The 14,310-nt window shown below is 34.7% G+C and carries 17 protein-coding genes; 11 read left to right on the top strand and 6 right to left on the bottom strand.

Annotated features, from left to right (window positions below):
• Nucleotides 1-30 precede the first annotated feature (30 nt).
• The 6 genes from H7U22_RS02475 to H7U22_RS02450 all read left to right on the top strand — a co-directional run bounded on the left by H7U22_RS02475 (nt 31) and on the right by H7U22_RS02450 (nt 5,166).
• The gene (locus H7U22_RS02475) at nt 31-519 is read left to right on the top strand and encodes a pyridoxamine 5'-phosphate oxidase family protein (protein WP_187069760.1); all 489 of its coding nucleotides are present in this window, start codon (nt 31-33) and stop codon (nt 517-519) included.
• Between the two features lie 65 nt (nt 520-584).
• On the top strand, nt 585-1,874 hold the full coding sequence (gene kynU, locus H7U22_RS02470; RefSeq protein WP_187069759.1) for a kynureninase: 1,290 nt from the start codon (nt 585-587) through the stop codon (nt 1,872-1,874).
• A gap of 29 nt (nt 1,875-1,903) precedes the next feature.
• Nucleotides 1,904-2,764 carry a bestrophin family protein gene (locus tag H7U22_RS02465; protein WP_187069758.1) on the top strand — a complete coding sequence of 287 codons (861 nt, stop codon included), beginning with the start codon at nt 1,904-1,906 and terminating at the stop codon, nt 2,762-2,764.
• The gene (locus H7U22_RS02460; protein ID WP_187069757.1) at nt 2,764-3,666 is read left to right on the top strand and encodes a histone deacetylase family protein; all 903 of its coding nucleotides are present in this window, start codon (nt 2,764-2,766) and stop codon (nt 3,664-3,666) included. The genes H7U22_RS02465 and H7U22_RS02460 overlap by 1 nt, the downstream gene beginning before the upstream one ends.
• 39 nt (nt 3,667-3,705) lie before the next feature.
• Nucleotides 3,706-4,389 (top strand): pseudouridine synthase, encoded by a 684-nt coding sequence (locus H7U22_RS02455; protein ID WP_187069756.1) that lies wholly within the window; start codon nt 3,706-3,708, stop codon nt 4,387-4,389.
• Nucleotides 4,390-4,428: 39 nt separating this feature from the next.
• Nucleotides 4,429-5,166, top strand: a complete 738-nt coding sequence (locus H7U22_RS02450; RefSeq protein WP_187069755.1) for a hypothetical protein — start codon at nt 4,429-4,431, stop codon at nt 5,164-5,166.
• 342 nt (nt 5,167-5,508) lie between these two features.
• On the opposite strand, the gene H7U22_RS02445 is transcribed toward H7U22_RS02450, so the two are convergent.
• The 3 genes from H7U22_RS02445 to H7U22_RS02435 all read right to left on the bottom strand — a co-directional run bounded on the left by H7U22_RS02445 (nt 5,509) and on the right by H7U22_RS02435 (nt 8,113).
• Complete coding sequence (locus tag H7U22_RS02445) at nt 5,509-6,876, bottom strand: MATE family efflux transporter (RefSeq protein ID WP_187069754.1); 1,368 nt, start codon at nt 6,874-6,876, stop codon at nt 5,509-5,511.
• A 112-nt stretch (nt 6,877-6,988) separates the two neighbouring features.
• The gene (locus H7U22_RS02440) at nt 6,989-7,618 is read right to left on the bottom strand and encodes an AlbA family DNA-binding domain-containing protein (RefSeq protein ID WP_187069753.1); all 630 of its coding nucleotides are present in this window, start codon (nt 7,616-7,618) and stop codon (nt 6,989-6,991) included.
• A gap of 9 nt (nt 7,619-7,627) precedes the next feature.
• Nucleotides 7,628-8,113, bottom strand: coding sequence for a DUF4442 domain-containing protein (locus H7U22_RS02435; RefSeq protein WP_187069981.1), 486 nt, complete (start codon nt 8,111-8,113; stop codon nt 7,628-7,630).
• 80 nt (nt 8,114-8,193) lie between these two features.
• On the opposite strand from H7U22_RS02435, the gene H7U22_RS02430 reads away from it, so the two are divergent.
• The gene (locus H7U22_RS02430; RefSeq protein ID WP_187069752.1) at nt 8,194-8,502 is read left to right on the top strand and encodes a phosphoribosylpyrophosphate synthetase; all 309 of its coding nucleotides are present in this window, start codon (nt 8,194-8,196) and stop codon (nt 8,500-8,502) included.
• Nucleotides 8,503-8,552: 50 nt separating this feature from the next.
• Here the strand turns inward: H7U22_RS02430 and H7U22_RS02425 are convergent, their stop codons facing one another.
• Nucleotides 8,553-8,924, bottom strand: coding sequence for a hypothetical protein (locus H7U22_RS02425; protein ID WP_187069751.1), 372 nt, complete (start codon nt 8,922-8,924; stop codon nt 8,553-8,555).
• A gap of 57 nt (nt 8,925-8,981) precedes the next feature.
• Between H7U22_RS02425 and H7U22_RS02420 the strand changes: the two genes are divergently transcribed.
• The 3 genes from H7U22_RS02420 (at nt 8,982) to H7U22_RS02410 (ending at nt 11,731) form a co-directional block, all read left to right on the top strand.
• Nucleotides 8,982-10,211, top strand: coding sequence for an MFS transporter (locus H7U22_RS02420; RefSeq protein WP_187069750.1), 1,230 nt, complete (start codon nt 8,982-8,984; stop codon nt 10,209-10,211).
• Nucleotides 10,212-10,486: 275 nt separating this feature from the next.
• A complete protein-coding gene (gene hemF, locus H7U22_RS02415) occupies nt 10,487-11,380 on the top strand; it encodes an oxygen-dependent coproporphyrinogen oxidase (RefSeq protein ID WP_187069749.1) in 894 nt (297 codons plus the stop codon).
• The gene (locus tag H7U22_RS02410) at nt 11,381-11,731 is read left to right on the top strand and encodes a hypothetical protein (RefSeq protein WP_187069748.1); all 351 of its coding nucleotides are present in this window, start codon (nt 11,381-11,383) and stop codon (nt 11,729-11,731) included.
• On the opposite strand, the gene H7U22_RS02405 is transcribed toward H7U22_RS02410, so the two are convergent.
• Nucleotides 11,723-12,421 (bottom strand): endonuclease V, encoded by a 699-nt coding sequence (locus H7U22_RS02405; RefSeq protein ID WP_187069747.1) that lies wholly within the window; start codon nt 12,419-12,421, stop codon nt 11,723-11,725. The genes H7U22_RS02410 and H7U22_RS02405 overlap by 9 nt on opposite strands.
• A gap of 218 nt (nt 12,422-12,639) precedes the next feature.
• Here H7U22_RS02405 and H7U22_RS02400 point away from each other — a divergent pair, with 218 nt between their 5' ends.
• Nucleotides 12,640-12,897: a hypothetical protein gene (locus tag H7U22_RS02400; RefSeq protein ID WP_187069746.1), complete on the top strand. Its 258-nt coding sequence runs from the start codon at nt 12,640-12,642 to the stop codon at nt 12,895-12,897.
• A gap of 214 nt (nt 12,898-13,111) precedes the next feature.
• Here the strand turns inward: H7U22_RS02400 and H7U22_RS02395 are convergent, their stop codons facing one another.
• Nucleotides 13,112-14,257, bottom strand: coding sequence for a tetratricopeptide repeat protein (locus tag H7U22_RS02395; RefSeq protein ID WP_187069745.1), 1,146 nt, complete (start codon nt 14,255-14,257; stop codon nt 13,112-13,114).
• Nucleotides 14,258-14,310: the final 53 nt, after the last annotated feature.

Genomic DNA, 14,310 nt, shown 5'->3' with positions numbered 1-14,310 from the left:
TATCCTGTTTTTCATTCAAATACTTATAAGATGAAAAACGAGAAAAATATATCAATTTTAAAAGAGATGGCAGAAAGTGTTCGTATTTGTATGTTCACTACATTTTCTGTAAGCGATGAGTTTGGGAGCAGGCCAATGGGAACTGCCAAAATAGAAGATGACGGCAGTATTTGGTTCTACACCAATGAATATTCTCCTAAATCAAAAGAAATATCTAAAGAGAACAATGTCCTCCTTGCTTATAGCGATCCATCTAAAAACACCTATTTAACGGTAAAGGGCAAAGCAGAGTTAGTTGATGACAAAGTGAGAACAGAAGCTTATTTTTCTCCATTTATTAAAGCTTGGTTTCCTGATGGAGTTGAAGATCCTAGATTAATTTTGATTAAAGTAACTCCAGATGAAGCAGAGTATTGGGATTCATCCTCATCAAAAATTGTTGTTTTATTTAGCACGCTAAAAGCACTTGTTACTGGCGATACACCAGATTTAGGAAAACACGATACCATGAAATTCTAAATAAATATTATTTCTTAGAAAGCAGGATTGGAAACAATACCTGCTTTTTTTGTAATATTGAGGCAATGAATTTCGAAAATAATTTAGCTTTTGCAAAGGCTCAGGATGATAATGACTCCTTAAGCAAATTTAGAGACCAATTTTTGTTTCCAAAATCGAATGGAAAAGATTTTATCTATCTGTGTGGTAACTCTTTGGGTTTACAGCCTAAAGTAGCGCAAGAAGTACTTAAAGGACAGTTAGACAACTGGGCAAACTATGCAGTAGAAGGTTGGTTTGAAGGTAAAGAGCCTTGGATGTTTTACCATAAAGAGCTCAAAAAATTGATGGCGCCATTGGTTGGTGCGTCAGAAGCTGAGGTTTGTCCAATGAATACTTTAACGGTTAACCTTCATTTGTTGATGATTAGTTTTTATCAACCCAAAGGAAGCCGATATAAGATTATAATGGAAGGCGGTGCTTTTCCGTCAGATCAATATGCCCTAGAAAGTCAGGTAAGGTTTCGTGGTTACGATCCAAAAGATGCAATTATAGAGGTTTTTCCAAGAGAGGGTGAAGAAACACTTCGTACTGAAGATATCATTGCGCAAATCAAAGAAAATGGTGATGAAATTGCTTTAGTTCTTTTTGGTGGAATTAATTATTACACCGGACAATGGTTTGATATGAAGTCTATAACGGAAGCGGGCCATGAAGTTGGCGCTATTGTTGGTTTTGATTTAGCACACGCCGCAGGAAACGTTCCTGTTAAACTTCACGATTGGGACATTGATTTCGCCTGTTGGTGTTCTTACAAATATCAAAATTCTGGTCCTGGTGGCATTAGCGGGATTTTTGTACATGAAAAGCATTTTAAAAGTGATTTAAATCGCTTTGCAGGATGGTGGGGTTATCAGGAAAACAAACGCTTCAAAATGGAAAAGGGATTTATTCCTGAAGCTGGAGCAGATGGTTGGCAAATCAGTTGCACACAGGTTATGCCAATGGCGCTTTACCATGCATCACTTCAAATATTCGAGTCTGCCGGTTTTATAGAACCATTAAGAAATAAAAGTATTACTTTAACTAGCTATTTAGAATTTATTATTAATCAAGTAAATAAAGATTTAGGAGTTGAACAATACAGAATTATAACACCTGAAAATCCAGCAGATAGAGGCGCACAACTTTCCATCATTGCAAAAGAAAAAGGTAAAGAAATTTTTGATGGATTGATTGCTAATCATGTACTTGGTGATTGGAGAGAACCAGATGTGATTCGATTAAGTCCGATCCCGCTTTATAATTCTTACGAAGATCTTTACCTAACAGGAAAAGCATTACTTGAAGTGAGTAAAAAAGTACTTGCTCTTTAACCAATAAGTTATAAAATCAATATTCAAATATGATCAACTATAATCCCAAAGATTGGTTCACTTTTATATTTCACATTCATAAGGCAGATACTTTTAGAAAATTATGGCCTTTAATGCTTAGTGTAGCAGTTTTCTCCGGTATCGTTGCTTTTCTTGAGTTAAATGTTTTTCAACTTTCAAAAAGCAGTTATGTTAGTAATGTTGGAATGATGCATAGTCTTTTGGGCTTTGTGATTTCCATGTTGCTGGTTTTCAGAACAAATACATCATACGATAGGTGGTGGGATGGACGAAAGCTTTTGGGATCTCTTACAAATGTTAGTCGCAATTTTGCAATGAAAATTAAGGCTTTAAAACTACCAGAAGAAGATGTTCGCTTTTTTAAATATGGAATTCCAAAATATGCATTTGCGTTAAAGGAGCATCTTAGAGAAAAAAAGTACTTCGGCAAAAACAGTTTTCTTATTGAGGTTGAAGACGGAAAGCACATTCCAAACCAAATTGCCAGCAGTATGATTACGAGGTTATATGAGCTTTTAAATAGGGGCTTATTCTCTCAAGAACAGTTGATTGTGCTAACAAATGATGTAAACCAATTTACTGACATTTGTGGAGGTTGTGAACGCATTAAAAATACTCCAATCCCTTTTTCCTACAGCGCTTTTATTAAAAAATTTATATTCGTTTATGTATTAACAATTCCTATAGGATGGGTATTTAGTTTGGGTTATTTTTTGGTGCTAATTGTTCCCTTTATTCTCTATGTATTAGCGAGTTTGGAGCTTATAGCTGAAGAAATAGAAGATCCATTTGGAAACGATGCTAACGACCTACCAGTAGATACAATTTGCAACAATATTGAAAAGCATGTAGAGGAGATTTTGAGTTAATGATTAAAATTGCCTGGCATCCCATTTATGCGCATCCTTTACCTGAAGGGCATCGTTTTCCGATGCTTAAATATGAGCTTATTCCTGAGCAACTTTTGCATGAAGGTACTATAGAGCAAGAAAATTTGTTTAGTCCCGATGCTGTAAATGAAGATTTAATCTTACTAACGCACGATAAAAACTATTGGGGGCAATTAAAGCATTTAACTTTATCGCCGAAAGAACAAAGAAGAATAGGATTCCCATTAAGCGCACAGCTTGTTGAAAGGGAGTTGAGGATTACGCAGGGAACAATTGAATGCGCAATCTTTGCAAAACAAAATGGAATAGCATTTAATGTAGCAGGCGGTACACATCATGCAGGGAGCAATTGGGGAGAAGGATTTTGTTTATTGAATGACCAGGCAATTTGTGCTAATTATTTATTAAATAAGCAATTAGCTAGCCGAATCTTAATTGTTGATTTAGATGTACATCAAGGAAATGGCACAGCTGAAATTTTTAAAAAGGAGTCTAGGGTGTTTACATTTTCCATGCATGGCGATAAGAATTTTCCTTTCAGAAAGGAAATCTCAAATTTAGATGTTCCATTAAATGATGGTGTTGAGGATGAGGAATATCTTAATCTTTTAGAAATTAATCTTAAGAAAGCTTTTGAGCAATCACAACCTGATTTTGTCTTTTACCTTTCTGGTGTAGATGTGCTGGCTACAGATAAGCTTGGGAAACTGTCATTATCTAAGCAAGCTTGCAAGGAGCGAGATAAAATTGTGCTCCAAACCTGCAAAAACAAGAACCTGCCAGTGCAAGTGAGCATGGGTGGTGGGTATTCTACCGATATAAAAGATATTGTTGATGCACACTGCAATACCTACAGACTTGCTTTTGATTTATTTAATTAGAGAAATAAAACAAATACAATATTGTTATCTTCGCCGATTATGTTGGAGATAATTTATCAGGATGAATATTTAGTCGCCATTAATAAACCTCATGGTTTGTTGGTTCACCAATCCTCAATTGCAAGAGATGCTACTGAATTTGCATTACAGATGTTAAGAGATCAAATTGGGAAACACGTTAGCCCTGTGCATAGATTGGATAGAAAAACAAGCGGAATATTACTTTTTGCTTTTGATAAGGTATCTGAAACTGCTATGCAACAGCAATTTATGAATGCAGAAACCAATAAAAAATATCTTGCTATATTGAGAGGTTTTGCTCCAGATTCTATGGATATTGATTATCCGTTAACTAAAGAAAATGGAACCATTCAAGAAGCTTTCACATCCTTTCGAACGCTTCAAAGAGCAGAAGTTGATGTGGCTTTTGGAAAACACACAACATCTAGATATTCTTTAGTTGAAGCTACACCCAAAACAGGGAGGATGCACCAATTAAGAAAACACTTCAGCCATATTTTACACCCGATTATTGGAGATAGAACTCATGGCTGTAATAAACAGAATAAATTCTTTTTAGAACAATGGAACATGACGACTATGCTTCTCCATGCATCCGAATTGAGTTTTACCCATCCAATTACTTCTGATAAAATACATTTAAAAGCAGACCTGCACGATGAGTTTAGGCGGGTAATGAAAATAATGAATATGGAACTTTAACACAATTTTTATCTTCAAAATGTGTTTATATTAAAATCTATGAATAAATCCTTACGTTTAGCTTTCCCAGTTTTAGTGCTTTTTATAAGCAGTTGCTCTTCCGTTTACATGCCTAATGTACCCAATACGCCAATGTTAAGTAAACAAGGCGAATTTAGCGGTGGCGGACATATCTCCTTAAAAGGCAATACCAGTATTAATGGTGCTTATGCAGTTTCAGATCATATCGGAGTTCTATTTAGTGGTTCGGCAATGAACAGCGAAAGAAAAGCAAAGGATTTTAGCCATAAATTGATTGAAATAGGAGGCGGTTACTTTGATACTTTTGGTCCAGATAACAATAGAATTATTGAAATTTATGCCGGTGTAGGTAAGGGGTGGAGTGATATTACCTTTAGAGATTTTAAAAATGATGTGTTGGTGAGCAGTCAATTGCAGGAAGTTGATTACCGAAAATCGTTTCTTCAAGTGAATTACAGTTCAAAAAAGAAAAATAATTTAAAGCTTTTCGGCACTAATTTTCCTATAAATTACGGAACCGCTTTAAGAATTAGTCATGTAAAAATGGACAGATTTTTCTTGAATGGTGTTGTTCAGCCTAAGGAAGACAATATTTTCTTTGAGCCAATCTTTTTTACACGGATGCAACTGAGCAAAATAATCCAGCTTCAATACACAACCAGCAGTAATATTGGATTGAAGAATCGAGATTATATGTCTGCAGGGAATTCTATTTTTACGATTGGTCTGATTTTTAATGTTGGAGGAAAGCAGTAGTGCTACTCGCTAATATATTAGTGCTATTCTTGAAATTAAAATACAATTTATCTTTTTAAGGATTTGGAAAGCAATTCCTGTTCTTGTTTTAATGTTCGTCCTTCTATCACTGCAAGTCCTCGCCCAAAAAAGGGCTGTGGGCTTTCCGTTCTATAAGGTTTACACATGCCCTTATGCTTAAGAAACAATGGTTAGGCAAATAGCGTTTCTGAGGGAAAAGGGATCTTTTGATTCCTAAACCTGGTTGAAGCGGTATCCCCCGATTTTTCTATCGGGGATTTAGCGAAAAACAGGATTGAGATCGGCAAAGAATTACAGAACCTTATGTTTCCAAAAAAAACATTAAATAATCGAATGATTATTCAAAGCCCTCGTTTTATTCTGAAACCTCAAAAACAATAGAATAGAGGCTGTTAGCAATCCAAAGGTTAATCCATACCAAATTCCGTTTACGCCTAGTCCAAACTTAAAACCAAGCAAATAACCAACTGGAATACCAACTACCCAATAGGCCAGAAAAGTAATGAAAGTAGGAACGTTTACGTCGCCCAAACCACGTAATACACCCAAGCCCACAACTTGGGTACCATCAAAAAGTTGAAAAAAGCCTGCTATAATTAATAATTGGGCTGCAATAGGAACAACATTCAAATCTTCTGTATAAATAAAAGGCATTAAGTTGTGTGCTAAAGCAAAAATTAGCGCTGTACAACTCATAAAAACAATGATCACGTGGTAACTTGCAATGGCTGATCGACGTAAATCGACAAAATTCTTTTTACCAAAGTTATTACCTGTTTTAATGGTAGCTGCTGATGCGACACCACTGGCAATCATATAGGTCATTGCGGCCAAGCTAATTGCAATTTGATGTGCAGCTTGCTCTACAGCGCCAATTGTTCCAATTAAAATAGCGGCCCCACTGAAAGCGCTTATTTCAAAGGAATATTGCATGGCCACAGGCATTCCAATTTTTGTAATTTTTATAGTCCTAACTTTATCGATAAATGTGGCTTTAAATGTAACGAGATATTTTTTGAAGTTCTCAGATCTTAATACATAAAAACTCATGGCGATTGCCATTAAAACCCTATCGATTAGCGTACTCCATCCAACGCCGCTAACCCCCATAGATTTTATTCCAAACATTCCTTTCACAAAAATTATCCCTAAAACTATATTAATTAAGTTGCCCCATAACGAAACAAACATGGCTTGCTTGGTAAAGCCTAAACCTTCTGCAAACTGTTTAAAGGTTTGAAAAATTAACAGAGGAATAATAGAAATTGAAAGTAAACCCAAATATGGTTTCGCGTATTTAACTACTGCTGGCGTTTGGTCTAAGTGATCAATCACCAATAAAACGCCAAAATGCACCAGTGCATAAAGAAAAATTCCAACTAAAATATTAATGATTAAACTGTTGGATAAAAGCTTGCCACATTCTGCAAAGTTCTGCTTTCCGTTTTCCTGAGCGATAAGTGGAGTTAGGCCATAAGAAATCCCTAAACCGATTACCAAAATCAAAATAAATATGCTGTTTACTAAAGAAACTGCAGCAAGTTGAGTGGTATCTGTAAAGTGGCCAACAATAACACTATCGGCCATTTGAACTAATGTATGACCGATCTGAGAACCCACAATTGGCAAAGCCAGATGAAGATTTTCTTTGTAGTAAGGTTTATATTTGGCGTAAATTGTAGATAACATAAGTTTGCAAAGGTCGGGTATTTAACCTTCAAAAAAGAGAATTAACCAAAAGTTAATTTTGATTGATTGTTAGAATTATTTTCAGATTTAGGATCTAGAAAGCTAAATAAGCTTATTTAACAGCAGTGAAATACTCTTCTTTTTCTGAGGTATGAGTTTTGATTACATTCGTTAGTATCAAACTAACCAAAACTTTTTGGGCTTTTCTATATGAGCTCCGAAGCAGTTTGCTAAACTCTTTTAATGTAATTTTTTCGTTTTGCTCCAAATATTCAAGAAGTTTTTTTTCATTGTCAGAATAGGAGATCAGCACACCATTATTTTTGTGGTCTTGTTTTAAAACATCAACAATAATCCGACTGGCGAGGACACTTTTATCATCGATCCGAATGTAAGCCCACCACTTTTTATGTTCGTCTAAAGCATAATGTGGTTTGGTATCGCTTTCTGGTATATTAACAACAAGCACCAGCCTGTCATCTACATAAATCTCTTCAAAATTTGGCTCAATTGCAGGCTTACAGAACTGGTGAGCGGAGGTAAGAATCATATATTTCTCTTCCTCTTCAGATTTAACTCCCTTTATAGAACCATCATCTGCAACACCAATTAACAATTTTCCACCCTTGTTATTGGCAAATGCTACCAAACTTTTTGCAATTTTCTCTGTATTTGTAATGGTTTTTTTAAAGTCCAACCGAACACCCTCTCCTTGCAAAATCAAACTCTTTATACTCGCCATATCTTCAAATTAATAAGCAACACGTGGCGTTTCGCCTTGATGCAGGTTTCTTACATAAACTTCATTCATAACAGTTGCGCAAAGCTCACCCTGCTTATTGGTTATTTCCATAGGATAAGCTTTTACAAACTTCCCCACAGTTTTCAACGCATTTTCTGCATCCGCCAGCATCTCATCAGTAATGGTAATGGTAAAATATAAAGTAGACCGGCCAGGTTTTAAATACTGGATCGATGCACTTTTTAACCAAACCCTAACCTTAAAGCCCTGCCGCTGTAACAGTTGATCAAATAATAAAGCATAAAAAGGATCCGTTGCGGCATAAATCGTTCCACCAAAAATAGAGCCATTGTAGTTTTTATTCAAAAAACTTTTGCTCAGTTTTACGGTACAGCTTCTAAAACCATTATCGAATTTCTGAACCCAAATGCGCTGGAAAAATAGTGGAGGATAAAGGCGCATTACCCATTTAAGGGTATTTTGAGATATAATCATATTTACTAATATCAGAAACATTTAGCACCTTTAAAAGTTTTATGGATGATGTTTAAGTAATATTTTAGTAAATTAGAATCATGCACGTTTACGATACTGTTACCGCGGCTTTAGCCGATTTAGATAGCCGAGGCTATAACTTGGATTTTAACTTAACACCCGAAGCTTTGGAGTGTAAAGAGATAGACTTACTACTAATGCCAGAAGAGTTTCAAATTGAGGAAGTATATCGATTTGAGGGAATGACAGATCCCGCAGATAGTTCTGTAGTTTATGCCATTTCATCTGCCGTTGGTAATTTAAAAGGTGTTTTAGTTGATGGTTATGGTGTTTATGCAGAAAACGTTTCGCCAGAATTGCTAAATAAACTGAAAATTCATCATGAATAATCTGCTTAAACTATTAATTTCCATTAATGATTTAGAGCGTTTTAAGCTGATTAAGAAGCGAAGTTTATCAATTCGATTAACAATTTTTCGAAATTCTGGATAAAAAAATTAAAACCAAATGATAACAAGGTTGTTAGGATTATAGATAACAATAAAAAAACTATGAAAAAAATAATCTTAAGTCTTGCTTTTGCTGGCTCTCTGATGATAGCCACTTCAGCATGCAATTCATCTAAAAACATGGCCGGCTCAACGGACAGTACTAAAATGGATTCTACAATGACAACTCCAGCGGATACAACTAAAACGACTACACCGCCAGATACGACAACAAAAATGCCACCTGATACTACAAAAAAAATGCCTCCAATGTAGGCAGTTAAGGAGCTCTCGATTAATTCGGGAGCTTTTTTGTTTAACAACTATTTTTTTTATTTGTGGTTATTTGTACTTTCAGCAAATAAACCAAATAGAAAAGAATGAATCCCCAACCAACCAACAATCGTAATATTGTTTTTTTGGTAATTGTAGCTGCCCTAGGCTACTTTGTAGATATCTACGATCTTGTTTTATTCTCCGTTGTACGCGTTAAAAGTCTAACCGAAATTGGCGTCTCTGCTACTGATTTAAAGGCTGACGGAATCTTCATTATTAATGTACAAATGTTCGGTTTATTGCTTGGAGGCCTTCTTTGGGGAATTCTTGGAGATAAAATGGGGAGAATAAAAGTCTTGTTTGGATCTATTTTATTATATTCCTTAGCCAATATTGCGAACGGTTTTGCAACCACAGTAAATAGCTACGCTTTAATCCGTTTTATTGCGGGTGTAGGATTGGCGGGAGAGTTAGGAGCGGGGATAACCCTGGTTACCGAAACGATGGATAAAGAAAAGCGTGGTTATGGAACAATGATCGTTGCCGGAATCGGATTATTAGGAGCAGCGGCGGCGGCAACTATTTCAGAAAACTTTACTTGGCAAACCTCCTATTTTGTTGGAGGCGGAATGGGCTTAATGTTGCTTTTGTTGCGTGTGGGCACTTTCGAATCTGGTTTATTTAAACATGCAGCCAATCAGAAACAAGTATCAAAAGGAAACTTTTTTATGCTTTTCAGCAGCAAAGAAAGATTACTTAAATATTTATATTGTATTCTTATCGGTATTCCACTTTGGTTTGTTGTTGGAATTTTGGTAACACTCTGCCGAGAATTTGGTCAGGAGCTCCATGCCACAGAAACCCTTGATGCTGGAAAAGGAATTATGTTTACTTATTTTGGTATCGCCATTGGTGATGTAGTGACTGGTTTTTTAGCTCAAATTTTAAAATCAAGAAGAAAGACTGTTTTCATTTTTCACTGCCTTTCCGTTGTTAGTGTAATTGTGTATTTAACGAGCTATGGTTTATCTGGAGCTAGTTTTATCTGGATTTGTTTATTTATGGGCTTTTCAGTTGGTTACTGGGCTACGTTTGTAACCATTGCTGCAGAACAGTTTGGAACGAATATTCGTGCCACAGTTACAACTACAGCACCTAATTTTGTTCGTGGCGCACTTATACCAATCAATTTACTCTTTGGATATTTAGCTGCTAAATACAGCAATGTTACAGCCGGATTCATAGTTATGGCTGTGCTAACAATAATTGCAATGTTTGCGCTTAGTCAACTTAAAGAGAGTTTTAATAAAGATTTAGATTATTTAGAAGAGTAATACTCCGCCGAATTTTAAACTTTGACAACTTTATTTCTATGGCGCTAATAAAGTTGTCAAAACCCTGATGTATCAATTGCCTTGAGCTTTTTTAGCTTTGACAACTTTTTTCTAAAATGCTATTAAAGTCGTCAAAACTTAGTGGATGGATTACTTTGAATAACTTCTTGATTGATCAAATCTTTCTCAACTGTCAATAAAATGTACTATCTAAACTTAAATCAGCTTTGCTCTACGAATAGCTTTAAATTTGTATAGTTAAATAATCAATAACCATGTTCAAAGAAGAAGTAGCGGAGAAATATCAGCAAATTCAGGATGAGATTTGTAGGGGATTAGAGATTGCTGATGGGAAAGGAAAATTTGAAGAAGAAATTTGGCAGAGAGACGGTGGGGGCGGAGGCCGTACGCGGATTATGCAAAACGGTAATGTAATCGAAAAGGGTGGTGTCAACTTTTCTGCAGTTTATGGCAAGTTACCCGAAGCTATAAAAAAAGCTTTTAATGTTACCGAAGATGATTTTTTTGCAACTGGAGTTTCCATTGTTATTCATCCGAATCATCCTATGGTTCCAATAATTCATATGAATATTCGATATTTCGAATTGAATGAAGAAACCCGCTGGTTTGGTGGAGGAATTGATTTAACGCCACACTATGTTTTCGAAAACGATGCCCGCTTTTTCCACCACAAGTTAAAACAAGCCTGCAACGAACATAGTGAAGATTTCTACGCTAAATTTAAAGCACACGCCGATGATTATTTCTTTATAAAACATCGTAACGAAACCCGTGGCGTAGGCGGAATATTTTATGATCGATTAAAACCAGATAATACCAATTTATCCTGGCAACAAATTTTGGATTTCTCTTTGACAATAGGCGATACTTTTCTTCCAATTTATACCGAGTTAATCGATAGAAATAGGGATAAAGATTTTACAGAACTTCAAAAACAATGGCAATATCAACGGAGAAGCCGATATGTAGAATTTAACTTGGTTTACGATTCGGGAACAAAATTCGGATTAGAAACTAATGGAAGAATAGAATCTATATTAATGAGTTTACCACCTCAGGCAAATTGGGGTTATAATGTTCAGCCTGAAGTAGATTCTGAAGAATACAAAACTATGCAATTACTTAAAAAAGGAATAAACTGGATTTAAATGGCCGAACTGGGAGAAAAAGAATTATTGCTGTTAAATACATTGATTGACGGTAATACAGAGAAATTTGGTTTTTTGAAATCGCACGTAGATTTTATTACTGTAGAATCTAGAAAGACTACTGGAATAGGTTTATATGTTAATTTCGGTTATCTGAAAGAATTTGATGAAGAAGAATTTGTTAATGCTTTGATCAGTGCCGAACAGAAACTAATCACTCCAAGTTTAAAAAATGAATTAACTTATTGTTTAGATATTACTAATGGAAAAATGGATTTTCTTGAAATCGCGACAAACGGAAATGAAATTTGGGATGGGAACTTAGAAAACTGCACATTAATTTCAGAATAAAGTTAAGGGCTGATTAACCTCATGATATCCAGCTTTTAGGTCTCCCAGTCTAAATGCATTTACCGTTTCATGAGCATTTCTTGTAGGCTCAGGAATTCTATAATTTCCAATACAATTTTTAATAATTTCTAAACTTTGTACTTGAGTAATTAAGTGCCCAGCAGAAACATAAACAGGTTTACATTTTTCTTTTGTTCTTAAGGCGAAACCTAAAAGATCACTATTGCTATTAATCTCAGCGGTAGCATATTTAGAATTTGCAGGAAGATGATTATCACCGTAAAGGATGCTTTTTGCACAACCGATAGTTGGCTGATTGGCAAGGATTCCGAAATGTGATGCAACGCCCATCCTTCGGGGATGAAGGATTCCATTTCCATCTAAAACTAAAATATCTGGTTTGTTCGGAATTAAATCCCAAACTTTTAATAAGGCTGGAACTTCTTTAAAGCCCAGAAATCCGGGCTTATAAGGAAAGTCCGTTTCGAAAGTTTCCAGAGCGTAAGATTTCAAAACCATTTCTGGATAACTCAGAATTACAATTCCGGCAAACATTGTTGAGCTATTTTTATTGAAGGAAATATCAGCTCCGCCAATAGTTGTAACATTTTCTACTAACTTAAATTTAAGTTGTTTTGCAAGTTCTATTTGGAGGGCAGTGGCCTGCTGAAAATTATAGTCATCGTACATTTAGAATTTGAACAAGTAATTTAATATTATGTTTTAAATAGATATTTTATTTGATATGAAAGGTTAAAATAAAGCTCTTTTTATTAACATTAAACGAAAAAAACAAACACGATTGGAATAAAATAAGTGCCTTTGGCATAAGTTGTTGACTTAAGTCAAAAAGTTCGCAAATTGAAAGAATTTTTGTAGTATTAATAAGATTTATTTTATGTTTGTGTATGGAAAAGTTAGAAAAAATCCAAATGCTCAGTTCATTTTTAGCCAAGGTTAAACATCTTCGAGGATATGGCGATATGAATTCCTATAATTTAGTTAAAGAATTTAAAAACTTAGGAAATTTAGCTGAAAATCCAGTTCCATCAGATCAAGTTAATGAAATTATTAATGATTTATCCTCACCAGGAACTTGGAATAATGGCAAAAACAATTTCATTCAAAATATAGAGACTTTTATAGACGATATTAAAGGAAAGTAAATTATAAAATATTTAACCAAATATAAATTATCGAAAGCGTAAACCTTGTTTATGCTTTTTTTTGTGGGTAATAATTTTAGTTTGAATTGAATTCATGCAATACTTATTGGTACTGAGAAAGCGTTATATTTAACAAGTGTAGTTTGTCCTATAATTAATATTATGTTAAGTTGATTATTAATCAATCGCTCCTTCTCTTCACAATTTGTCTCTCCTAAAATTCCTGTAGTTTTCTTTGAAGCTCTTGAACTTTATCTTGAGCATTCTTACGTGTGTAAATATCGATTAGCAACTGAGCTGTTTTCTTATCATTCGGGTTAATCTCATTTGCCCGTTGCAAAGCTAATTGTGCCCGGTTAATTAGCGAATTATATTTTGAAGCTTTATCCACTTCATTTTTCTTTAACGTTTCGTTAGCTGTATTAATATATGCCAAACTCATTTGGTAAAGTGCATCAAAATAATTTTGATCTGTGGCTAAAGCTTTATCGTAAGCTAAAATTGCAGTAGAATTATTTCCGCCTGCTTGCTGTAAATAACCGTAAAGAAAATATAATAATTTACTTCCTTTTTCAACTTTTAGGTTATTCTCAATAAGTCCTGTAGCTTTCGAGTAATTTTCTGTGTCTAATAAAAGATTGATATAATCATTTGTCAAAGCATGATTATATGGATTTAAAGCCAAACCATCTTCTAAAGTTTTTATTGCGGTTTCATTGTCAAACTTAGCAACATACATTTGTGCCAGCTTTTGATAAACCGAAGGATTTCTAATCCCATTTTCTTGCGCTCTTTTAAAATACTTAACGGATTCATCATACGATTGAATATTTAAGGCACAAATAGCTGTGTTTAAAGCCAAAGAGGTATCTGCCGGAAAGCTATCACTCACCTCTCTTAAATCTTCATAAGCTTCTTTAAAGTCGTTATTGAAATATGCAGAAGTTCCTTTATCTTGTTTTTTAATTAGAATATTATGGTTTGAAGCCTTAATCAAACCAGAATTATCTTCATATTTATCTAGCGTTTTAGCTTTTTTAACCGCTTCTAGCGCTGTAGTATAATATTTATCGGCATTATTTGGATCGGTATCAATTATGGAAGCAAAAGATGTTAGGTAAGCTTTGATAGACCAAGTTTCTGACCAGTTCTTAGTTTTTCGATCATTCTCCGCAGATTCGACAGATTTTAAGCCTTCTGTTATAATGTTTAGTTGCTTCTTTTCATCTTCTTTATTAGCTATAGAAGCTTGTAATTTCCCTAAAGCATTACGTGCAACGAGTATCTGGCTTTTTTGGGCCATAGCATTGAAAGATACAAAAGCTAAAATTATAAAGGAAAGTTTGAAACGATTTTGCATAGGATAAATTTGAAATCTATTAGGATTGAAACTAACTGATACCGTAAAAATAA

Origin of the sequence: Pedobacter fastidiosus (assembly GCF_014306625.1) — a bacterium.
GTDB lineage: Bacteria > Bacteroidota > Bacteroidia > Sphingobacteriales > Sphingobacteriaceae > Pedobacter > Pedobacter fastidiosus.
The sequence above is the reverse complement of the archived record's forward strand: the minus strand, read 5'-3'. Positions and strand labels throughout refer to the sequence as shown.

Bases quoted from the DNA above. Each gene is read 5' to 3' on its own strand.
- H7U22_RS02450 (WP_187069755.1), top strand. From the start codon at position 4,429: ATGAATAAATCCTTACGTTTAGCTTTCCCAGTTTTAGTGCTTTTTATA.
- hemF (WP_187069749.1), top strand. From the start codon at position 10,487: ATGTTCAAAGAAGAAGTAGCGGAGAAATATCAGCAAATTCAGGATGAG.
- H7U22_RS02395 (WP_187069745.1), bottom strand. From the start codon at position 14,257: ATGCAAAATCGTTTCAAACTTTCCTTTATAATTTTAGCTTTTGTATCT.
- kynU (WP_187069759.1), top strand. From the start codon at position 585: ATGAATTTCGAAAATAATTTAGCTTTTGCAAAGGCTCAGGATGATAAT.
- H7U22_RS02455 (WP_187069756.1), top strand. From the start codon at position 3,706: ATGTTGGAGATAATTTATCAGGATGAATATTTAGTCGCCATTAATAAA.
- H7U22_RS02475 (WP_187069760.1), top strand. From the start codon at position 31: ATGAAAAACGAGAAAAATATATCAATTTTAAAAGAGATGGCAGAAAGT.
- H7U22_RS02405 (WP_187069747.1), bottom strand. From the start codon at position 12,421: ATGTACGATGACTATAATTTTCAGCAGGCCACTGCCCTCCAAATAGAA.
- H7U22_RS02445 (WP_187069754.1), bottom strand. From the start codon at position 6,876: ATGTTATCTACAATTTACGCCAAATATAAACCTTACTACAAAGAAAAT.
- H7U22_RS02440 (WP_187069753.1), bottom strand. From the start codon at position 7,618: ATGGCGAGTATAAAGAGTTTGATTTTGCAAGGAGAGGGTGTTCGGTTG.
- H7U22_RS02410 (WP_187069748.1), top strand. From the start codon at position 11,381: ATGGCCGAACTGGGAGAAAAAGAATTATTGCTGTTAAATACATTGATT.
- H7U22_RS02420 (WP_187069750.1), top strand. From the start codon at position 8,982: ATGAATCCCCAACCAACCAACAATCGTAATATTGTTTTTTTGGTAATT.
- H7U22_RS02430 (WP_187069752.1), top strand. From the start codon at position 8,194: ATGCACGTTTACGATACTGTTACCGCGGCTTTAGCCGATTTAGATAGC.
- H7U22_RS02465 (WP_187069758.1), top strand. From the start codon at position 1,904: ATGATCAACTATAATCCCAAAGATTGGTTCACTTTTATATTTCACATT.
- H7U22_RS02435 (WP_187069981.1), bottom strand. From the start codon at position 8,113: ATGATTATATCTCAAAATACCCTTAAATGGGTAATGCGCCTTTATCCT.
- H7U22_RS02400 (WP_187069746.1), top strand. From the start codon at position 12,640: ATGGAAAAGTTAGAAAAAATCCAAATGCTCAGTTCATTTTTAGCCAAG.
- H7U22_RS02460 (WP_187069757.1), top strand. From the start codon at position 2,764: ATGATTAAAATTGCCTGGCATCCCATTTATGCGCATCCTTTACCTGAA.